This is a genomic window from Bradyrhizobium jicamae (assembly GCF_018130695.1).
Lineage (GTDB): Bacteria > Pseudomonadota > Alphaproteobacteria > Rhizobiales > Xanthobacteraceae > Bradyrhizobium > Bradyrhizobium jicamae_B.
The window spans coordinates 106,983-126,512 of sequence record NZ_JAFCJX010000012.1; the positions used below are offsets into that span (position 1 = coordinate 106,983).

Below are 19,530 nucleotides of genomic sequence, written 5' to 3' on the forward strand. Positions count from 1 at the left end.
AGGCTTCCATCCGCGACGGTTTGGTATATTCGTAGGTAGTATCATTCTGCATGAAGCGGTGAATCCTCATGCCTGCTGCAATCGTGTCCGAAGGCGAACCAGTCTTCGTTGACCAAAATGCTAAGCGAGCCGGAGAAGAGAGAAGGGTTAGCCTACTGGCCCTTTGCACGCTTGCTTTGACAATCGGCATAATGACGGGTCTATGCTCTGTGGCGTTCCGCGCGTTGATCGCCCTGGTGCACAACTTCTTCTACAATGGCAGACTGAGCCTCATTTTCGATGCGAATATGAGCGAGCGTCCGAGCCGTTTCGGCGACCTGCTCTTCTTCTCCCCCATCATCGGTGGCCTCATCGTCGTTTACATCGTGAAGACATTTGCACCGGAGGCCAAGGGTCATGGGGTTCCGGAAGTGATGGATGCCGTCTTCTACAAGCACGGCAACATTCGCGGCAAAGTCGCACTGGTCAAAGCATTGGCGTCGGCGCTTTCGATCGGTAGCGGCGCGGCTGTCGGCCGTGAAGGTCCGATCATCCAGATCGGCTCGGCACTCGGCTCCGCCTTGTCTCAATACATCGGGTTGTCGACTTGGCAGAAGATCACGCTGCTGTCGGCAGGGGCCGGTGCCGGAATTGCTGCGACCTTCAACACGCCGCTCGGCGGCGTGCTGTTTGCCCTCGAGATCTTGTTGCCCGAGGTTTCAAACAGGACGTTCCTTCCCGTAGTCGTAGCAACGGGAGCTGCCACGACTATCGGTCGGATCTTGATCGGGCCGGATCCAGCCTTTGCTGTTCCGGACGTGCAGTTTTCACTCGCGGGCTCGCTTGCTCCCGGAGAGATCCTGAGCTTCGTGCTTCTTGGACTGCTCTGCGGTGCGGCGGCCTGGGCCTTCATCCGCCTGCTGGTGATGATGGAAGACGGCTTTCCGAAACTACCCGGAAACGAATACACCCAGAATATCGTTGGGATGGCCATCATCGGGCTCATGATGGTGGTTCTCTCCGACTTGTTCGGACATTCCTTTGTGGACGGCGTCGGCTATTCGGTGATCCAGTCGATCTTCGACCAAAAGATGACCGGGGTTGGCCTGCTCGCCCTGCTGTTCGTCCTCAAGATGGTGGCGACCACGGTCAGTCTTGGCTGTGGGGCTTCGGGCGGTATTTTTTCGCCGTCACTTTATCTCGGTGCGACTCTCGGCGCGGCATTCGCAGCAACCATGAGCCTCATCCTCCCACATTCCGGCCTGACACTGCCGTCCGCTGCGATCATTGGCATGGCCGCGATGGTGGGGGCGGGCACCGGCGGCGTGATGACAGCAATTGTCATGGTATTCGAGATGACGCGCGACTACGCGATCATCGTGCCTGTGATTGTGGCGGTTGCGTTGGCTGCCGGGGTCCGGCGTGCCCTGATCAGCGAGACAATCTACACGATCAAACTGCGCCATCGTGGTCACCGCATCCCCAAGGAGCGGCATATCAACCTCTATCTTGTCAAGCAGGCGCAGGACATCATGGAGCGTGGCTTCATTGTTGCCAGAGCCGGCACGACGCTAAGGGACGCGATGCTCCCCGATGACATCGACGACGTGCGCCCTATCGTGGTCGAGCGGCAAGGACGAATCGTCGGGCTCATCCCGCCGCGCTCCGGCCTGTGGCTCGAGGCTCGCACCAATCCGGACGTCCAAGTCGAGAAGTTTGTTGAGAGTCGGCTCGTGATCTGCCGCGATGAGGATCTTCTGAGCCTGGCGTTTGCTCGTCTGAAGCGCCATCGGGCGGGAGCCGCGGTCGTGTTTCGCGGGACGGCGCGTCCCCGTATCGACGACGTGGTCGGCATCATCACCAAGCGCGCTGTCGCCGACGCGGTGATCGACAGTTACGACGATTGAGGGCCGGAAGCTCGGGGGCGTTGGTCTGTCCGCAAAATGACAAAATGGACCAGTTGAAATACCTGCCTGAGCATCCTTTGCTTTTGACCTTTGCGTCAGGCGTGCAGTCGGCCGCCCCGGTACTCCACAAGAAGGCGCCTCGATGCAGCTTTATGGCTCCAACGGTATCTCGGAAAACCCGCATCACGCAGCGTGGAAAAGTACCTCAGTTTTCGCCAGCCGCTCCGTGCGCGGCGATCCGCTGATGCCGGCGAAGTCGCGCTGCGTCGAGAAGCATTTGGGCCGCCCATCGATAGACATTTCGCTCGCGTACGAAGTCCCGCATCAGCCTCATCCGATCGCGCTGTGCGTCAGGCGGCATCTCTAGCGCCTGCAGCAGGACTTCCGCCATTCCATGCGGATCATAGGGATTGACGATCAGCGCTTCTGCAAGCTCGCGCGAGGCTCCCGCAAAACTCGACAGGACTAGTACGCCGCGCTCGTCGTCGCGGGCAGCTACGAATTCCTTGGCGACGAGATTCATGCCGTCATGCAGGCTGGAGACGATGCAGATGTCGGATGCCCTGAACAGCTCGAACACTTCATCTGGCTCGTGGTGCCGGACGACGAGCCGAACCGGATCGAAACCGTCCTTGCCGTGCCGCGCGTTGACCTCCGCGACGAGATGAACCGCTTCCGTTTGAAGCGCGCTGTAGGTGCCGAGCTTGGTGCGGGTTGGAGCGGCGGCTTGAATGAAGACGAACCGGCCGATCCATTCGGGATGGCAGGTGAGGAGGTCGTCAATGGCCCGGATGCGATCCAGGATGCCCTTCGTGTAGTCGAAACGCTCGATGCCCACGGCGATACGAACGTCTGCCGGAAGCGAAAAGCGCGTCCGGACCGCGTCGCGGCATTCTCGCACAGCTGCCTGCTCGGCCAGCGCCGCTGGTGGCCATTCAATCGAGATCGGGTATGGCCTGACCAGCGTTTCGTGGCCGCGAAAGGTGACAGACGCGTGCTCCCGATCGATACGGCTCTCCATGAATCGATCCGTCGCCTCCAGAAAGTTATTGCAGTGAAATTGGGTGTGAAATCCCAGGATGGTGCTTCCCAGAAGACCGTCGATGATCTCCTTCCTCCAGGGACAGATGCCGAAGGTCTCCGCATTAGGCCACGGTATGTGCCAAAAGGTGATGATTGTAGCCTTCGGCAGCCGATCACGGATCATCTTCGGTAAGAGGCCGAAATGATAATCCTGTACCAGCACGATCGGATCGTCGCGGGTCGCCTCCTGAACGACAACGTCGGCGAAACGCTCGTTCACCTTTCGGTATTGGACCCAATCCTCCTCTCGAAAAGTTGGGCGGACGAATGCAATATGGCAAAGAGGCCACAGACCTTCGTTGGCGAGGCCGTAGTAGTATCCGCCCTGCTCCTTGTCCGTGAGCCAAACTCGCCGCAGCAGATATGTGGGATCGTCGGGAGGCACCCGAAGGCCATCGTTGGCGTCCACGGTGTCGCGATCGGCAGATCCCGAGCCATGTGCAATCCACGTTCCTCCACAAGCTCGCATCACCGGCTCAAGCGCGGCAACAAGGCCGCTCGCTGGTTTCTGCAATGTAGTTCCGTGGTCGGAATGGTTGTGAATATAGGGTTCCCGATTGGAGACGACAATGACCTGGGATGCGGGTAGTTCCTCGACAAGCAGGCGATGTAAGGTCTTCGGGGACCACTCCACATGAATCCCGTTGGCGAAGCGACGTTCCATCCGCAATTCGGTGAGTGCCGCGCGCACCTCGCGGCTAACCGGAAAATCGTTGCGCGTCAGGTCTGCGGTGAGAGGATCAGTTTGCTCATCGGCGAGAGCACCTCGAATCGAAAGGGTCCATGCGCGCCTCAGTGCGAGCACGATTGCGGTAGCGAGCAGGGCGAGACCCAATGCTACTCCCGCAAGGGCAAGCACGGTGTAGAGGCGCGCTTCGCTGATCCTCTCGTCGATAAAGGAAAGGTCATGCAGGATCAGGAGATGGCCCGTCGTAGATCCTGTGGTAATCGGAAAAGAGCTGATACGTATCCGTCGGTCGGCGTCCGCAGCTGTTCCGAAAGTCCGGGAACTGCCTCGCCTCACGCTGTCGCAAGTGACGGATTTCGGAAACGCGCTGGTCGCGTAACGCAACTGCCCCTGCGCGGTACAAAACCCAAGAGCGAGGATCCGTTCGTCTTCGGCAATTCTCTGAAAGACCGGAACAAGATCGACTTCGGGTTTTGCCGTCATCGCGACCTGATCCCGTATCGAGCGGAATACCAGCTGCGAACGAAGGTCGATATCACGCTGGGACCAGTCCTCGACCATGATCGAGGCGAGAAGCGTCAATGCCGCGATCACCAGTCCGGTCGCAGCGAGCGCGAGCGCTACATATTTCGCAACCGGATTGCGAAACAGCCGCCTGCTGCCGAGGCCTTTCCCTTGGCCGCGGCGACCCAAGCTGATTTCCGCTCGCGGGTGCTCCATTCGACCGCCCACCATCAAGCACTCCTTGCGCCGGGGACGAGACCGCCCGAAGGCAATCCGTTAGAATTCCGGCTTGGATACGTGGGTATCTCGATTCGCTCGGTCTTCACGCGCTTGGCCGACCTTCTGCAAGTAAGCAATGATGTCGTGACGCGAGGGAGCATCAAGTACGCGGATCTGCATGCGTGCTTTGGGTACGAAGGCTTGCGGATCGGCCAGCCATCGATCGAGGTTGCTCACAGACCAGCTCAGGCGAGCACTCTCTAGGGCCGGCGAATAACTATAGTTGGCAACGGACCCCGCCGTACGGCCGACCACTCCTGCCAACATGGGCCCGATACTGTTGCGTTCCAGGCTGTGGCACGCCGCGCACCGCTGGTCAAAGAGTTCCTGACCGTGGACGGCGTCCGGCGCGGCATTGGTCAGGTAACGCGATAGATTCTTCGCCTGTGCAGGCTCGGCCGAGCTGCCGAAAGTATAGCTGAGCGTAATCGCAGCGACGTGATCCATGTCCGAATCCTTGGCGAACGCAGGATCGACAAAGAACACGACGGGCATGTCCACCTTCTGATGCGGGTCGAGGCGTTCTTCGTTGAAGCAAAAGCATTGGATCTTGTTGAAGTAGATGCCGGTGGTGTCCGGCGTGACGTTGAATGTCGCGTGGCCGACTGTTGTCTCGTCGCTCAGATTCTCCGCGGAAAAGAAAACGAGTTTCTGCTCGCCGAGGTGAACAGTGACGGAGCGTTGCTCAGGTTCGAATCGCGAAGGCAAACCGGGTGCGACATTGGCGTCAAACGACACCGTCACGCTGCGTTCCGAAGTTGTGGTTGGATCGGAATAGGCTCGTTGCGTCGTTCCGCCGTAGCCGGTGGCGCCGCAAAATGCGCGGTAAAGCTCGGGTGAATAAGCCACTAAACCGGACATGACCGCAAGGACGATAAGGCAGGGTACCAGGACATTAAGATTATTGCGGCGTCGTTGATCCATGGTGCCTCCCAAGTGGCATCGCGTCGAGCCCGTCGTTGTAGAGAGACCGTGCGACCGTTACCATCTGCCTGGGTAAAAAATTGCGTGAAGCCGAAACGCCGAACGCCTCTCGGTGATGTTTGACGTTTGGCGACTGCGGATAGTCTACCGTGCAACAAAAGCCTCTTTATAAGACAGAACTGTCGACGCATCGAGAGGCTAGTGGATGCATACGGGCGGGACCCCGCGTAACATTCAACGGACAAGTGCTACCCTGAAAAGCACGGCGGCTCTCGATCTATGAATCTGGGCTCATCCAGGGTGACTGGGGCTGCGAACGAACCGGAAGTCGAGCGTCTGAGCCGGTGTCGGATGCTGGAAGCAGACGGCGATACTCGCGTTCGATTAGCTTGAAGCAACCGCAGCACAACCTGGATAGCTCTACGGGATTCTCGATCTTCACGGAGCCGCGTCGGGTCGTAACCGTCCCATCTGTTTGGAGTGCCTCAAGTGAGTCTGTAACGCTGGCGCGTCGTACGCCCAGCAATTCCGCCAACACGCCGTGTGTAAGCGGTATCTCGTTGTCGTCCATTGCGCTGCGCGCAATGAGTAGCCAGCGGGCGAGGCGTTGCCTGATGTCGTGAAAGGAATTGCAGGCTCCGGATTGAGAGGTCTGTCCCAAGACGACGGCCAGATACCTGTCGACTACGGAACGCAAGTGCGGAAGAGAGTCCAGAAGTCCACAAAACTCCGGCGTCTTGATCCGCAAGGCTTCGCCGGTCACCTGAACGGTTCTCCTATGTAGAGGGGCCGCGTCGGCCGCAAGAGCGATTGGAGCGCCAACCAATCCTTCGGATCCGATAAGCCAAACTTCGACGAACTTCTCGCGCTCCACTCTGGCTGCCACCGACACCAGTCCACGTTCGACAAAGTATACGTACTCCATCGGGAGCATGTAGTGATGAAGGATTTGGCGCGGCCCGAGCCTGACTCGCTCGCACATGTCTACGACACGGCAGAGTTCATCGGCCGGGATAAGACGTAGAAGTTTGTTTTTAACTTGTGTCACCAACATTTCTTCCAGCGCGCTACGAATACTTTGCTCGGTGGTCGAAGCGTATGGCGCGTTGTGTGCTCATACAAGGTTGGGGCCGCGCTCAATTCAGTAGCATCTTGCCGCACTTGGATGTCTGTTCCCGTACGAGGGGCGATACCCCCACTTAAGTATGAGCACGGCCGAAGCCGCCTGTGCGACGGCTTCAGAGAAACGTCTGTGTACGCTACCGTACTTGATCTGGCGACGATCTGGTTAGTGAGTAGAGGCGTCGCTTATGTCATACTCAGGGCTTCGAAGGCGTGGGTGCGCTATGTCAAACTATGAAGCTCTGGTCGCCGCCGTTGAGGAGGCCTAACGAATCTTGACCATCTATGAAGAGGCAAGTTCCAGGAAGAACCAAGACGATTTTGTTGCGATGCTTCGATTCATATTGTGTGACCCATCCGTTGCACTCGCGGTCAGGCGGGCGAAAAGCCGGTCACGCTTGAGTCTCGTAAAGTGATTAGGGAAACTGGCGCTGGGTAGCCGAAGATCAAATCTACCTTATTCTGATTTTCGAACTGAAGTTGCTGCGCCATTCGCCCTGGGGCCGTTCATGACGGAAGAGTCGATGCCGGAGGAAGTCCGGGATTTGATAATGAAGCACATTGACTCAGTGGCTCAGCTCGAAGCGCTTCTATTCCTGCATGCCCGTCCAGCCGAACAGTGGGAAATGGCGGCTATCGCAAAGCGGCTCTACGCTCCTCCTGGAGACATGACCGCTGCGCTGGCCGGGCTCGTTGGAGATGGGTTTGTGACCCGGATTGACGAGCGATACTGCTGGGTACGGAATTCGGGACACGCCGCCGCCGTTGCCGCTTTGGCAGACGCCTATGACCGTCACCTCGTCCCGATCACAAACTTGATTCATTCGAAGCCCCGCCACATTCGGGCCTTTTCGGATGCGTTCAAGCTCCGGAAGGAATGAGAGAGCCGTGGCCGCGGTGATATACAGCCTGTGCGCAATCACAAGTGCTTTGTGCGCGTGGTTGCTGGTGCGTGCATTCTCGCTGACTCGGTCGCGGCTCCTGTTGTGGAGTTCAATCTGTTTTGCCGGTCTCGCGTTGAACAACGTCGCGCTATGGGTCGATAAACTGGTGTTTCCCGCAACGGACCTCTCAGTTCTCAGAATCCTGATTGGCTTGCTTGCCGAGCTGGTTCTGCTGTACGGGCTGATCTGGGAAGAGGGATGATGACGTACCTTGGCCACGTTCTTACGGGCGCTGCTGCCATGGCCTCGCTGGCCATCGCCTTGTTCTTTCTGAAGTTTTGGCGACGAACCCGAGACGCGTTCTTCCTGTTATTTGCAATGGCTTTCGCGATCGACGCGACGTCGCGAATCGCGCTTGGAATAACGGAAGTGTCCGACACAGCCGAACCTATATATTTCTTGCCGCGTCTCCTAATGTTCGGGTTTATTGCGATCGCGATCATCAAGAAGAACGCGCCCCGCAAGGATCGTTAGACGTGGTGGCGACGTGGTCGGCGCGCCGAATTGTTGGCGTGGCCGTATCTTCATTCAACTGCGTTGCAACGAACGCGAGAGGTTGCGGTCAAAGGCGGCAACAACCGATTAAATCGGTACTGGAATTGAACGTACCGATTAACAGGAAATCATCCGATCAGCTTCCGGGAGCGTGAGCGAAGACGGCTCCGAAATCGGACCAACGCAGAAAGCCGGTACGGTAACGTACGAAGGTGTGTCCAGCTTCGTCTTTCATGGTTGCTCGGAGCAGCCCCCTAAGGGGACATATAGGAGGGGGAGCGGTTATGGGTGAATCAGCAGGATCAGCAATGCGGTTGCCGCAGGCCTATTGCGTCTTCTGCACTACAACGACTCCGCATGTGCACGAGCGGTTGGCGGTCGACGGGAGACAGATAGCGCGTTCGGTGTGCTTCACTTGCAAAGCAGAGCGCCCCAAGGAATGGCCCGAGTCGCAAGTGCGCTCGGAGTCGGTCAGGTGAGGGCTTGCCTCACCAGTTACCATGTCAAAGCGACTTCGAAACTTGGCACTGGTGGTGGACTGAGGTGCGGCTCGTGCTTGTCCTGCGCCTGCGTCGACCCAACACACGACTATCAGACCGAATGGGTGTCGATCGTTCGAGGCCGAGCTGGACCTTTAGCCGGATAGCCGCTCAGAGATTCGATCCATCTTGTTGCGGAGATCAGCACGACGAAAGTCGTAATCCACGCCATGCGGGCGCCATAACGATCATGCGGACCCGAGATCACGCCGCAAATGAACGCATTGCCGAGCAATGCGAATGTTGCGGTCCCTGCAAGCAGAGTGAGACCATCAAACGTCCGCCGACAAAGCCCGCGACCGAACAGCGCCATGGTCAGCAAAATCGATGCAAGTGCCACCGGCACGTGAACCCGGTTGATCGCGGTGAAGTCGAGCTGTGAATGCTGCTGGCGCGCGGCGCGCATGGGCTTTACCTGCGCCGGGATGTAACGCTCGATGATGCCGTAAGTATGCGGAATCCAGACATTAGAGCCTTCGCCAGTCCCGACGAGCGCAAGCTGACGTGCGGTCGCGACCAGTGCGGTCTCGGCCTGCCGGGCTGGATACTCGGTAAGCGAATGCAGCACGATGAAGCCCATCTCGTCGTTCAGGCCTTTGAAGCGGCCAAGGGTGTCGAACATGCTTTTGCCCCATAAGAATTCGTCGGCCGTCGCGGGCAACTGATTGCGATAAGGGCAGAGTTTCAGCCGCAGGTGTGGGCAATGGTCCGTGAGATAGCGCGCGACGATGCCGTCTTGCATCATGCGACCGAACGCGACGCCGAAGCCGCCGGGGGTCCAGGCCAGTTCTCCCGACAAGGCCAGATTCGCCGCGAGCAGCATTGCCGCGCCCGCGACGATCGTCAGGCTGCCGTGAATCAAGCCCATCAGTTGGATTCGACCACGCAGCAACGGGCGCGCGCTCCATCCAACGATACAAAGTCCCACAAGTACCCCAAGCGTTGCACTGTGTGTCGCGGCAGCAAAGGCAACGAAGGCAAACAGGCAACATCTTTCGACGGCGGAAACCTTGTCGTTGCACAGGACCAAGACGAACAGCGCCAGCACCGACAGCCCTGCGAAGATGTCAGTCAACAACATGCTTGCGATCCAAGGCAACGCGGTCGTCACGCTCAGTGCGAGGCCGATGGCTATCAGCCGTACAGGTTGGCCCATGCCGAGCACGCGCAGCGTCAAGTGCAGGATCCACAGTGATGAAATGGCCTGGATTCCAAGGTTGATCCAGAAACTCGAGTCTTCACCAAAATGAAGGTAGAGGCCGAACACGGTTGAGCGGCTCGGCACGAGATAACCCTCATACCAACGGGCCAGGTAACCGCCCGTATCCCATTGGAGCAGCGGGTAGCCGTTCCAAAGAGCAGGGCCAAGTAGCATCAATGGAATTGAGACGGCGGCGATCCACACCCAGCGTGAACTGGCAACGTGTCCGCGTAGGACCTGCGTGTTGATGATCGCCCCCATCCTGTTGTCGGGAACATGCCCGGAACCGTCACTGGAAGCAAGGAGGCGGCGGTGGCCCGCTTTCAACTATCGTCACTCGGGGGGCGGGCTGACATCGAAATACATCGTGGTGCGATGCAAAAAATCAATCATAGTGCGATATATCTGGGCAATTCTGCTCGTTTCGCGGGCGCTCACGGTGGCGCGCGTGGAGGCAAGGCGGGAAATTGGCCTTTGCCGGGAGCAACGGTGCCCCGTTCGTGCGTTGGCATATTGGTTGCATCGAACTCATCAAGAGATGGTGGGCAATCGCGCCGTCGCGGCTTTCAGAACGGAGAGGGTATCGATGTCCTATCTTGCGCCTTCGGAATTCGTGACCAAGATGGTGGACGCCGGTGAATCCAAAATCTTCATGTCCGCCCGCGACACCGTGATCCGCGCCTATATGGCTGGTGCGATCCTCGCATTGGCCGCCTGGCTTGCCGTCACGATCAACGTGAACACGGGGCAGCCGTTGGTTGGGGCGCTTCTGTTTCCCGTCGGATTTTCCATGTTGTATCTGCTCGGATTCGACCTGCTGACGGGCGTGTTCGTTCTTGCCCCCCTCGCGCTGGTCGACAAGCGACCGGGAGTGACGCCTGGTGGCGTTTTGAGAAACTGGGGCTTGGTCTTCGTCGGAAACTTTGCCGGGGCGCTCACGGTGGCCTTCATGATGGCATTCGTGACAACGTTCGGCTTTACGCAGGATCCCGACAAGGTCGGTATGACGATCGGAAACGTCGGAGAGACTCGAACGCTCGGTTACGCTGCACACGGCGCGGCCGGGATGGCAACGCTGTTTATCCGTGGAATGCTGTGCAATTGGATGGTCTCGACCGGCGTCGTCGGCGCCATGATCTCGACATCGGTGCCGGGCAAGGTCATCGCGATGTGGATGCCGATTTTCCTGTTCTTTTACATGGTATTCGAGCATTCCGTCGTGAACATGTTCCTGTTTCCGTCCGGACTCATGCTCCACGCAAAGTTTTCAATCATGGACTATTTTGTCTGGAACGAGATTCCGACGGTCCTTGGCAATTTGGTGGGCGGCCTCGCATTCACGGGGCTTACCCTGTACGCCACGCATGTAAGGACCGCGCCGAAGCGTAGCGAAGCCGAACCGGTTGGGCGGCGCGCCGCAGCTTGATCGCGAACGTAAACGTACCGTGGCGCGGTAGTTCAAGCGGCAAATGTTAGGATCGGTCGAGTGGCCGTAGGTTTGGAGCACGCGGGACAGACTATTGAATGTGAAGCGGCAATGCCGGCCGCGACGGATCAGGTCGCATGAAGCGAGCGGGTCGAGTTATCGTGCTGCTGTCTATCGCAATCGTTGCAATGTCCTGGCCGACGATGCTGCGAGCCCAGACCGCTGCCCGAGTGGGAATCGTCGTGTCCGAACTGACTGAAGCTGAAGGCCATCTTCTCGGCCTGCCGGATCGTGGATTGTTCGTCGTCGATGTCAGGAGCGGCACCTCGGCGGCGAGGGCAGGAATTCATGCAAGGGATGTAATTTTTGAATTCGATGGCGGTCCAATCCATGGGGTCGACGATTTCATATGCCGGGTTGCCCGCAAGCAGCCTGGCGACTCCGTTAGTTTCCAGATACTTCGAAGCCTTACGCCTCTGGCGATCACGGTTAGCCTCGGTGCTTGGTCCCAAGAGTCTGCGCCGTCCCGAGGTTTGGCTGCGGGATGCGGGGTAGTCGATGCTTGGCCGGACGTGAAGCTCGTCTCAAGTGATCGACGGCGTGACGCTACTTGACTTTGATAACCCGGAGGTCAAGTTGGACGGAGCTTGGTCTAGGATTTGGCGCGCCATACATGCTTCGATCGAAGCAAGATAAAAAGTCTCGCACCGCTATCGGCCCACGGAAGAAGAGAGTGGCGCGGTCGAGTGGAAATACCGTTGACTACAAGGCGCTCGCGGAATTTCGACTACAACTCCGGCGTTTCCTGGCGTTCAGCGAGGCAAACACCCGCAAGAACAAGTTAACGTCTCAACAATATCAGGCGCTGCTTACGATAAAGGGCTTGTCCAGGTCGGATTATCATATGTCCGTTGGCCAACTGGCGGATTTCTTGCTGGTCAAGAACCACACCGCGGTCGGTCTGGTAGATCGGATGGCGAAGATCGGTTTGTTGAAGCGCTTTCGGGATAGTGGAGACGGCAGACGGATTCTTGTCATGCTCACGCACAAGGGTGAGCAGCAGTTGTCCAGCGTTGCTGAGCTTAACTGGGCGGAGCTTCGCTCTCGCCGGCTTGCGCTCGCAAAGATATTCAAGTCCTTCTCCTGAGCGTGCTGCCGGCTGCCTTTCTGTTGAACGAGGAGCGTCGCGGACGAGCACCGCAATTGACGCTCTTCGAGTCTCATGTTGGCTCGAATCTTGAATGGCTCTTTGCGACGCCATCGCCGCCGTCACCTTAAGAATCTGGGTCGAGACACCATCGTGTGCATCGCTGTGCGCGATGCCCGAGTTCGTTCGAAAGTCGGATCACCAGAGCTGCGGAAAGCGACAGTCATCATTCACAAAGGAGCACCTTACTAATGACGAGATCGAGGGGAACAGCCAGGACGTTTACGCGACGCCAAACTCTGCAAGGTGGAGCGGCCGCCCTGATTGCTGCCGTCAAATCGAGCTTTCCCGCAGGAGCTTTCGCAGAAGGCGCTGGACCCGAAACAAAAGCGGCCAAATTGGGATTCATTGCCCTGACCGATGCGGCGCCGCTCTTCGTTGCCAAGGAAAAGGGTTTGTTTGCGAAGTATGGAATGCCCGACGTTGAAGTCGAGAAGCAGGCCTCGTGGGGCACGACGCGGGACAATCTTGTTTTGGGATCACAAGGAAACGGTATCGATGGCGCTCATATCCTCACGCCGATGCCGTATTTGATGACCGCCGGGCTCGTGACCCAAAACAACGTGCCAACACCCGTGCAGATTCTCGCCAGGCTTGATCTGAATTGCCAAGGCATTTCGGTGGCGAATGAATATGCCGACCTGAAGATCGGGCTCGACGCTACGCCGCTACAGGCTGCCTTGGCCAAGAAGAAGGCCGCCGGCAAGTCAGTCAAGGCGGCCATGACATTTCCCGGCGGAACGCATGACCTCTGGATCCGATACTGGATGGCGGCGGCCGGAATCGATCCTGACAAGGACATCGAGACGATCGTGGTGCCGCCGCCGCAGATGGTCGCCAACATGAAGGTGGGCACCATGGATTGCCTATGCGTGGGCGAGCCGTGGAACGAGCAATTGATCCATCAACAAGCCGGCTACTCCGCGTTGACGACGGGTGAGATATGGAAGGACCATCCGGAAAAGGTTCTTGGCATGCGGGCTGAATGGGTCGAGAAGAATCCACGAGCCGCCAAGGCGTTGCTGATGGCGGTCCTGGAAGCGCTGCAATGGTGTGACAAGAACGAAAATAAAGACGAACTGGCGGTCATCAGCGCCAAACGGCAATGGATGAACGTCCCCGTCGCGGACATCGGTGAGCGTATCAAGGGCAACTTCGACTACGGAAACGGTCGAGTCGAAAAAAGCAGTCCGTTGTTGATGAAGTTTTGGCGAGACCATGCTTCGTACCCATTCCAGAGCCACGATCTCTGGTTCCTCATGGAAAACATCCGCTGGGGTAAAGTGCCTCAGAGTACGGACACCAAGGCCCTGATCGCGAAGGTCAACCGCGAGGATTTGTGGAGAGAGGCTGCGAAGGCATTAAACGTGTCCGCTTCAGACATTCCCGCGTCCACCTCGCGCGGCAAGGAAACGTTCTTCGACGGGAAGGTTTTCGATCCGGAGAATCCGAGCCTGTATTTGAGATCCCTGTCGATCAAACGTATCGATGCCTGACAGATCTCGATGACGAAACCTTGCTATGTCGCTCAATGTACCAATGGCGGGGCCGAAGCCACTAGTCCTTCGGTCCCACAGCAGATCGACAAGGCCACGCTGCGACGATCGGCTAATCGTTTCTACGTCGCTTGTGTCGGTTGAGCGCTGCTGGAGCTAACGTCGGCCCAACGAAGCACCAGGACTTGGGTGCGTCGAAAGCGGTGCACCCATAGTCGCCCAGATCGCGAGAGCAATTGCTGCAGCGGCCACGAAATAGGATATTGCGGCTGATTTGGTGGGCCGCATCGCTTGCGTCTCCAAGCAGAGGCTCTCGACAGTTGGCCGAGCGTAGCGAGCGGGCTGTATTCAGAAAAGATCAACTATCGGCGGATACGCGCGCCTCGGGCAACGTGCCAACAGCCAGGGCTACACAGAATTCCGATCGACTGCCCGCTACGTCTCGCCGCATGGCAATCCGCCGCCGGCAAGCATAGAGCGAACTCACTATCTTAACATACCGGGGAAAGTCCTTGGCCTTTGCGCTCGTTAGCGTTTTCGTAGTCTGCTATGCGGCTATCGCACTGGAACATTCGCTCAAGGTCAACAAGTCGGCCTCGGCCCTGCTTGGAGCCGGGCTGTTGTGGACGATCTACGCGCTGTCGACCGGCGATCACGACCGTCTCGGCGAGGAGTTGACTGAGACTGTTGCGACGACGGCCCGGATCGTCTTCTTCCTGATGGGGGCTATGACGATCGTTGAGGTGATCGACGCCCATGACGGCTTTGAAATCGTTACGTCGAAAATCCGGACGCGGAAGCTCGGCGCGTTGTTGTGGCTGATTGCTTGGATTACATTTTTTCTGAGCGCGATCCTGGACAATCTCACAACCACGATTGTGATGGTGTCGCTTCTCCAGAAGCTGCTCGACAGCGAAAAGGACCGGCTGTTCTTCGCCGGGATAGTCGTAGTTGCTGCAAATGCCGGCGGCGCTTGGTCGCCAATGGGCGACGTCACGACCACCATGCTTTGGATCGGTGGTCAGGTGACCGCCACGGGGATCGTTCAAGCGCTCTTCCCGGCATCTGTCGTCAACTTGCTGGTCCCACTCTGCATTGTGACCGTTGGACTCATCGGACGAACCTTCACCTCGCTTCCGGCGGAGAAGAAGTCTCCGACGCCGCCGGTCGAGCGGAACCTCATGTTCGCGCTCGGCTTGGGTATCCTCGTGCTCGTGCCTGCGTTCAAGCAGCTTACGCATCTGCCACCGTTCCTCGGTATCTTGTTGGGGCTTGGCATCCTTTGGCTCGCCGGGGAAATCCTGCATCGGGGCAAAGCGCCTGCTAACAAGGACAGGCTGACGGTCGCGCATGCGCTGACCAAGATCGACATGAGCTCGATCGTGTTCTTCATCGGTATTCTCTTTGCAGTCGCCACGCTGGAGCATGCAAAGCTGCTCGCTGCGTTGGCGGCCTGGCTCGAGCATACTGTCGGCCGGCAGGACGTCATCGTCGTCTTGCTCGGGCTGCTCAGCGCTATTGTCGACAACGTTCCACTCGTTGCCGCGGCCATGGGTATGTACGGACTATCGCAGTTTCCCGTCGACAGCTTCCTCTGGGAATTCATCGCCTACTGCGCCGGCACTGGCGGGTCGATTCTGATCATCGGTTCGGCGGCAGGGGTGGCTGCGATGGGCATTGAGAGGATCAATTTCGTCTGGTACCTGCGCAATATTGGCGGGCTGGCGCTGATTGGCTATCTGGCGGGCGCCGCTGTCTATGTCGCGCAATATTGGCTGCTTCACCTATGATCAGGCCACAAGTGCTGATCAACGGCCGGCGCGAGGAACGGAGCTATAGTTAGATTTCGCCGCTGTGGGTCGAGATCAGGCGGATGTGCGTACCCTCGTTGCCACTCGCGGTGAGGTGAGCTTGCGCTGCAAGAATAAGCCGGTTCACGGAATGAGGATCGTACGCGGGATGCTTCCGGTTGAGGTGCAAGCTCGTTTCGATAATGATGACATCGTGGCTGCCCGCGGTACTGATCTCCAACGAGTAAGATACGGCGGTGACACGGGGATGTAGGAAGGGCATCTTGATAAGCTCCGATCGCACCTTCGAGGGACCGTTATCGCTTGCAGATGATACGTGTAACTTTGTACCCGCATCTGCCGCCAGCCGTCGTGATTTCGGGCGCTGGCACAACGGTGTACGTGCGGCATAGGGCTTTTGCAACGGCGTCGATGTCGCCATCGCAACTCACGAAGTTTGTGTGGGCGGGGCAGGTGGCTTCTTGTTCACCCTCGCAAATCAACAGGTCAGAGGAATTTTGACCTAAATAATGTGTCGCCGCCCAGCCAACGAGCCAAAGAAGTCCAGAAAGAAGGAGGAGCAACGCAATCCATTTGACGTTCCAAAATGCTCTCAATGTGACAGGCCTCGACTGGTCTAGCGGGTAGCGGGAGAAGCCCGATTTGGCGGGGGTTTCGTCCGGCGAGTTTAGTCGATCTTCGGGAGGCTGCGAATGTCCTATAACTTAAAGACCTTCTTTGACGGCGCGGGTACCGGTGACCTGGATGACGCAATGACAATTGAACTCAAGATGCTTACGCCAAGCGCCGTGCTCGTGCCGATTCAAATCGTTCTGGCATAGCATGCGGGTAGCCTTCAGCTTGGCTATCGCTGGACGGCCAACTCACGGGACGAGACGCCGCCGTCGTTAACCGGCGTAGCAGGTCGGCTCGCCCTGCGTTGCGAAACTTCCTAGAGACCTTTCCATTCTTCGCGGCGGCGGTGATCACCGCCCGCATTGTCAACAGGCATGACTGGCTGACGGAACGGGGCGCTCAACTCTATTTTTTGGCGCGGATCGGATACGTGGCGCTTCATGCGCTTGGCGTTCCATTGGTGCGTTCGTTGATTTGGAACCTGGCGACGGCGGATATCATCATGATTCTTTGGGCGCTTCTATAATGGTGCGCTCTTTCGGTTCATCGCGGCTTCGTGCGAAGCCGCACCCCTTCGCCCGTGCGGTCGCTCGCGAAGATAAATTCGATGTCGCACTCCTCTTCAAGACATTTCCGCAGCTTCTTGAGCACGGCCTTGCGTCGGGGATCGTGCCGCTCGGACGACATGGTCGTCTCGATCTTCGCGATCACCATCCGAGAGACGCCGGCATGCTGTGCTAGTTCTGTTTGACTCCATCCGATCAGTCCGCGTGCTGCGCGGAGCAGAGAGGGGGTCAGCGAGTGATCATCCATCTGTTCCACATATTCTGTAAGAAGTAAATTCTGATAGTCCGGTTTAGATCGGATCCTGCCGGCTATAACGGAACGTGATGAGTAGTTAAAATTCTATATATTCGCTAACCCCGTCTTAAGGTTAACGAAAAGTTCATAGACATTTTGTCTATGAAATGGCCGAGGCTGTGCTACGGTCGTCGTCGGCAACTACCGGGGAGTACAGGCCGATGACGGATTACGAAAAGCATCTTCAAAGCGCGGCGTGGCGGGAGATTCGCCAGCGTGCGCTCTCGGCCGCTGGCCATCGCTGCCTGCTCTGCGCGTCGACCGAGGAACTCGAGGCGCACCATCGCACCTACGAGAACCTCGGCAACGAGCGCGAGGGCGACCTGACGGTGCTCTGCCGCGAGTGCCACGAGGTGGTGACGAGCATGCTGCGCGCGCGCCGTTACGCGAACCGGCCGGCGTCGTACGCCGACATCGTCCGCAGCATCGCCGAGGCGACGCCGCTGTTCGATCCCACCGACGGCGAGGTCTGATCATGGCGGTGGAGATGATCACGTTGCGCCTGGTCGGCGTCGGGCCGATGCTGATGCATTCGAGCCGCTTGGCCGATCCGCTCGACGCGCAAGCCAAAGCCTTGAGCAAGATCACGCACAAGGGGCACAAAACGGACGCTGACCATCACCGCATCGCGGAACTCGAATGGTTCGGCTCGCTGTGGCTCCACGAGGGCCGGCCATGCCTGCCGCCGACTGCGATCAAGGGCGCGCTGGTCACCGGCGCCAAGACGGTGCGCAAGGGCAAGGCGACCCGGGCCGCCTTCGTCGCAGAAGGCCCCGCGATGCTCGAGTACGACGGCCCGAAGACGGTCGAGGAACTCTGGAAGGACCCGCGCTTCCGTCACCGCGAGATCGTGCGCGTCGGCGACTCGCGGGTGGCGCGCACCCGCCCGTATTTCGACGGCTGGAGTGCGACTGTCCGCGGGACCTTCATCACCACCATCCTCAACCGCGAGGACGTGGTCGGCTACTTTCGCATGGCCGGTCCCTTCGGCATCGGGGACCACCGTCCCGACTTCGGTCGCTTCCTGATCGAGGAGTCGCAGCTCGAATAGTTCTTGGCTTGGCTCGACACCGCGAGGCTCGGCGTGGTCCGGCACGGTGTGACGTGACGGGGCGTGTCCCGGCGAGGCAGGGCAGGGTCCGCCTTGGATCCTCCCTCGCCTAACCCTTTCAAATCCCACTTTCGACATCACGCGCGGGCTTCCGCGCGAACGACGGAGCGTTGCCCGATGAACGAACGCGAACACCCGCGAAGCGAGGCGTTGCCGCCGGTGCTGTTCTACTGGCGGACGAAGACTGCTGAATCATTCGACGAACGTGCGCGCGCCGAGGTCACCGCCTTCGTCGGCCGGATATCCGCAACGATGCCGGAATGGCGGGCGGCGATCCGCGGCGACGCTGCCGCGGCCGTTGGTCTCGTCGTCGGCCGGCGCATCTCCGAGCATATCGACGTGCGCGTCGACCTCAGCATGACGGTGCTGCTGGCCTGCGCCTTCTTCGATCCGGCCGCGGCGCTGGTGATGTCGCACACGTTGGCGCGCATGCCGATCGAGCCGCGCGAGCGGGCGCGCCTCTCGGCGTCCTGGTCGATGCACAAGATCTGGCTCGGCAGCCGCCGTGCCGGTACGGGCGAGCCCAAGACGCCGCCCCGCTGAAGGGAGGCGCGTCGTGATCCTGCAGCCGATGAGCGATCTGCATTCCGACTTCCGTGGCTTCCCGGGATACCCGCCGCCGGTGCCGGGCGTGTCGGTGATCGTCGTCGCCGGCGACACGCGGCAGGGCCTCGCCGCCGCGCTACGTGAGTTGCGCGTGGCCTATCCGCCGCCTCTTGAGGTCGTCGTCGTGGCCGGCAACCACGAGTTCTGGGCGCGCCCGGCATTGCCCGCGGCGATTGACGAAGGCCGTCGCGTCGCCGCCGACCTCGGGCTGCATTACCTTGAGAATAACGTTGCGGTGATCGGCGGCACCACGGGCGTCCGCTTCGTCGGCTGCACGCTGTGGTCCGACTACGCGCTGTTCGGGGAGGCGTCGCGCGCGGCGGCGATGCGCGCGGCCCTCGAAGGCATGCGCGATCACAAGCGTATCAAGTGGCAGTCGAATCCCTGGGCGCGCTTCCGCCCGCAGGAGGCGCGCGCGCTGCACCTGACGTCCCGGTCGTTCCTCGAGGCCGCACTGGCCGAATCGCACACCGGACCGACGGTCGTGGTGACGCACTTCGCGCCGGCGATCCAGGCCGTGTCGCTGCGGCACCGTGACGGCTTGCTGGCCGCGTCCGCCTGCACCGACCTGACGCCGCTGGTCGACCGCTTCGCGCCGACCGCGTGGATCTCGGGCCACACGCACTTCGCTTATCGCATGACCCGCGGCCCGACACTGATGCTGTCGAACCCGCACGGTTACCCGGACGAGCGTCTCGGGTTCGATCCCCTTCTCACCATCGAGGTCTAGAC

At 59.2% G+C, this 19,530-nt stretch carries 21 protein-coding genes; 15 read left to right on the plus strand and 6 right to left on the minus strand.

The annotated features are described in order from the left end of the window. The first annotated feature begins 68 nt into the window (after nt 1–68). Nucleotides 69–1,886, plus strand: a complete 1,818-nt coding sequence (locus JQ604_RS19110) for a chloride channel protein (protein ID WP_212359522.1) — start codon at nt 69–71, stop codon at nt 1,884–1,886. A 205-nt stretch (nt 1,887–2,091) separates the two neighbouring features. On the opposite strand, the gene JQ604_RS19115 is transcribed toward JQ604_RS19110, so the two are convergent. From JQ604_RS19115 to JQ604_RS41890, 3 genes are all read right to left on the minus strand, one after another. Continuing rightward, on the minus strand, nt 2,092–4,392 hold the full coding sequence (locus JQ604_RS19115; protein WP_249158367.1) for an alpha,alpha-trehalose-phosphate synthase (UDP-forming): 2,301 nt from the start codon (nt 4,390–4,392) through the stop codon (nt 2,092–2,094). Between the two features lie 45 nt (nt 4,393–4,437). Further along, a complete protein-coding gene (locus JQ604_RS19120; RefSeq protein ID WP_212359525.1) occupies nt 4,438–5,364 on the minus strand; it encodes a cytochrome c oxidase assembly protein in 927 nt (308 codons plus the stop codon). 277 nt (nt 5,365–5,641) lie between these two features. Then, nucleotides 5,642–6,418: a Crp/Fnr family transcriptional regulator gene (locus tag JQ604_RS41890; RefSeq protein ID WP_212359529.1), complete on the minus strand. Its 777-nt coding sequence runs from the start codon at nt 6,416–6,418 to the stop codon at nt 5,642–5,644. Nucleotides 6,419–6,995: 577 nt separating this feature from the next. On the opposite strand from JQ604_RS41890, the gene JQ604_RS19130 reads away from it, so the two are divergent. From JQ604_RS19130 to JQ604_RS19140, 3 genes are read left to right on the plus strand one after another with little or no spacing between them, the layout of a single operon-like run. After that, nucleotides 6,996–7,367 carry a MarR family transcriptional regulator gene (locus JQ604_RS19130; protein WP_212359532.1) on the plus strand — a complete coding sequence of 124 codons (372 nt, stop codon included), beginning with the start codon at nt 6,996–6,998 and terminating at the stop codon, nt 7,365–7,367. 7 nt (nt 7,368–7,374) lie between these two features. Next, entirely contained in the window at nt 7,375–7,632 is a 258-nt protein-coding gene (locus tag JQ604_RS19135) for a DUF5985 family protein (protein ID WP_212359536.1), read from the plus strand. Continuing rightward, nucleotides 7,632–7,904: a DUF5985 family protein gene (locus JQ604_RS19140; protein WP_212359540.1), complete on the plus strand. Its 273-nt coding sequence runs from the start codon at nt 7,632–7,634 to the stop codon at nt 7,902–7,904. The genes JQ604_RS19135 and JQ604_RS19140 overlap by 1 nt, the downstream gene beginning before the upstream one ends. Nucleotides 7,905–8,516: 612 nt before the next feature. Here JQ604_RS19140 and JQ604_RS19145 read toward each other — a convergent pair. Then, nucleotides 8,517–9,926, minus strand: a complete 1,410-nt coding sequence (locus JQ604_RS19145; RefSeq protein ID WP_249158370.1) for a hypothetical protein — start codon at nt 9,924–9,926, stop codon at nt 8,517–8,519. A 325-nt stretch (nt 9,927–10,251) separates the two neighbouring features. Here JQ604_RS19145 and JQ604_RS19150 point away from each other — a divergent pair, with 325 nt between their 5' ends. The 5 genes from JQ604_RS19150 (at nt 10,252) to nhaD (ending at nt 15,584) form a co-directional block, all read left to right on the plus strand. After that, nucleotides 10,252–11,091, plus strand: coding sequence for a formate/nitrite transporter family protein (locus JQ604_RS19150; RefSeq protein ID WP_212359543.1), 840 nt, complete (start codon nt 10,252–10,254; stop codon nt 11,089–11,091). Nucleotides 11,092–11,294: 203 nt separating this feature from the next. Then, a complete protein-coding gene (locus tag JQ604_RS42155; protein ID WP_433996263.1) occupies nt 11,295–11,705 on the plus strand; it encodes a PDZ domain-containing protein in 411 nt (136 codons plus the stop codon). Nucleotides 11,706–11,824: 119 nt separating this feature from the next. Further along, nucleotides 11,825–12,238, plus strand: coding sequence for a MarR family winged helix-turn-helix transcriptional regulator (locus tag JQ604_RS19160; protein WP_349631117.1), 414 nt, complete (start codon nt 11,825–11,827; stop codon nt 12,236–12,238). Nucleotides 12,239–12,489: 251 nt separating this feature from the next. Next, nucleotides 12,490–13,794 carry a CmpA/NrtA family ABC transporter substrate-binding protein gene (locus tag JQ604_RS19165; protein ID WP_212359555.1) on the plus strand — a complete coding sequence of 435 codons (1,305 nt, stop codon included), beginning with the start codon at nt 12,490–12,492 and terminating at the stop codon, nt 13,792–13,794. Nucleotides 13,795–14,306: 512 nt separating this feature from the next. After that, a complete protein-coding gene (gene nhaD / locus JQ604_RS19170) occupies nt 14,307–15,584 on the plus strand; it encodes a sodium:proton antiporter NhaD (protein WP_212359560.1) in 1,278 nt (425 codons plus the stop codon). A gap of 49 nt (nt 15,585–15,633) precedes the next feature. Here nhaD and JQ604_RS41580 read toward each other — a convergent pair whose 3' ends face one another. Next, nucleotides 15,634–16,026 carry a hypothetical protein gene (locus tag JQ604_RS41580; protein WP_249158372.1) on the minus strand — a complete coding sequence of 131 codons (393 nt, stop codon included), beginning with the start codon at nt 16,024–16,026 and terminating at the stop codon, nt 15,634–15,636. Between the two features lie 271 nt (nt 16,027–16,297). Here JQ604_RS41580 and JQ604_RS41895 point away from each other — a divergent pair, with 271 nt between their 5' ends. After that, complete coding sequence (locus tag JQ604_RS41895) at nt 16,298–16,426, plus strand: hypothetical protein (protein WP_283818010.1); 129 nt, start codon at nt 16,298–16,300, stop codon at nt 16,424–16,426. A gap of 29 nt (nt 16,427–16,455) precedes the next feature. Continuing rightward, complete coding sequence (locus tag JQ604_RS42160; protein WP_433996264.1) at nt 16,456–16,746, plus strand: MAPEG family protein; 291 nt, start codon at nt 16,456–16,458, stop codon at nt 16,744–16,746. Between the two features lie 17 nt (nt 16,747–16,763). Here the strand turns inward: JQ604_RS42160 and JQ604_RS41900 are convergent, their stop codons facing one another. Beyond that, nucleotides 16,764–17,033, minus strand: a complete 270-nt coding sequence (locus JQ604_RS41900) for a helix-turn-helix transcriptional regulator (protein ID WP_212359568.1) — start codon at nt 17,031–17,033, stop codon at nt 16,764–16,766. Between the two features lie 209 nt (nt 17,034–17,242). Between JQ604_RS41900 and JQ604_RS19190 the strand changes: the two genes are divergently transcribed. From JQ604_RS19190 to JQ604_RS19205, 4 genes are all read left to right on the plus strand, one after another. Next, nucleotides 17,243–17,554 (plus strand): HNH endonuclease, encoded by a 312-nt coding sequence (locus JQ604_RS19190; RefSeq protein ID WP_212359571.1) that lies wholly within the window; start codon nt 17,243–17,245, stop codon nt 17,552–17,554. A 2-nt stretch (nt 17,555–17,556) separates the two neighbouring features. Next, on the plus strand, nt 17,557–18,132 hold the full coding sequence (locus tag JQ604_RS19195) for a hypothetical protein (RefSeq protein ID WP_212359574.1): 576 nt from the start codon (nt 17,557–17,559) through the stop codon (nt 18,130–18,132). Between the two features lie 177 nt (nt 18,133–18,309). Further along, nucleotides 18,310–18,735, plus strand: a complete 426-nt coding sequence (locus tag JQ604_RS19200; RefSeq protein WP_212359578.1) for a hypothetical protein — start codon at nt 18,310–18,312, stop codon at nt 18,733–18,735. 13 nt (nt 18,736–18,748) lie between these two features. Then, nucleotides 18,749–19,528, plus strand: coding sequence for a metallophosphoesterase (locus JQ604_RS19205; protein WP_212359582.1), 780 nt, complete (start codon nt 18,749–18,751; stop codon nt 19,526–19,528). Nucleotides 19,529–19,530: the final 2 nt, after the last annotated feature.

Bases quoted from the DNA above. Each gene is read 5' to 3' on its own strand.
- JQ604_RS19110 (WP_212359522.1), top strand. From the start codon at position 69: ATGCCTGCTGCAATCGTGTCCGAAGGCGAACCAGTCTTCGTTGACCAA.
- JQ604_RS19115 (WP_249158367.1), bottom strand. From the start codon at position 4,392: ATGGTGGGCGGTCGAATGGAGCACCCGCGAGCGGAAATCAGCTTGGGT.
- JQ604_RS19120 (WP_212359525.1), bottom strand. From the start codon at position 5,364: ATGGATCAACGACGCCGCAATAATCTTAATGTCCTGGTACCCTGCCTT.
- JQ604_RS41890 (WP_212359529.1), bottom strand. From the start codon at position 6,418: ATGTTGGTGACACAAGTTAAAAACAAACTTCTACGTCTTATCCCGGCC.
- JQ604_RS19130 (WP_212359532.1), top strand. From the start codon at position 6,996: ATGACGGAAGAGTCGATGCCGGAGGAAGTCCGGGATTTGATAATGAAG.
- JQ604_RS19140 (WP_212359540.1), top strand. From the start codon at position 7,632: ATGACGTACCTTGGCCACGTTCTTACGGGCGCTGCTGCCATGGCCTCG.
- JQ604_RS19145 (WP_249158370.1), bottom strand. From the start codon at position 9,926: ATGGGGGCGATCATCAACACGCAGGTCCTACGCGGACACGTTGCCAGT.
- JQ604_RS19150 (WP_212359543.1), top strand. From the start codon at position 10,252: ATGTCCTATCTTGCGCCTTCGGAATTCGTGACCAAGATGGTGGACGCC.
- JQ604_RS42155 (WP_433996263.1), top strand. From the start codon at position 11,295: ATGCTGCGAGCCCAGACCGCTGCCCGAGTGGGAATCGTCGTGTCCGAA.
- JQ604_RS19165 (WP_212359555.1), top strand. From the start codon at position 12,490: ATGACGAGATCGAGGGGAACAGCCAGGACGTTTACGCGACGCCAAACT.
- JQ604_RS41580 (WP_249158372.1), bottom strand. From the start codon at position 16,026: ATGGCGACATCGACGCCGTTGCAAAAGCCCTATGCCGCACGTACACCG.
- JQ604_RS41895 (WP_283818010.1), top strand. From the start codon at position 16,298: ATGTCCTATAACTTAAAGACCTTCTTTGACGGCGCGGGTACCGGTGAC.
- JQ604_RS41900 (WP_212359568.1), bottom strand. From the start codon at position 17,033: ATGGATGATCACTCGCTGACCCCCTCTCTGCTCCGCGCAGCACGCGGA.
- JQ604_RS19190 (WP_212359571.1), top strand. From the start codon at position 17,243: ATGACGGATTACGAAAAGCATCTTCAAAGCGCGGCGTGGCGGGAGATT.
- JQ604_RS19195 (WP_212359574.1), top strand. From the start codon at position 17,557: ATGGCGGTGGAGATGATCACGTTGCGCCTGGTCGGCGTCGGGCCGATG.
- JQ604_RS19200 (WP_212359578.1), top strand. From the start codon at position 18,310: ATGAACGAACGCGAACACCCGCGAAGCGAGGCGTTGCCGCCGGTGCTG.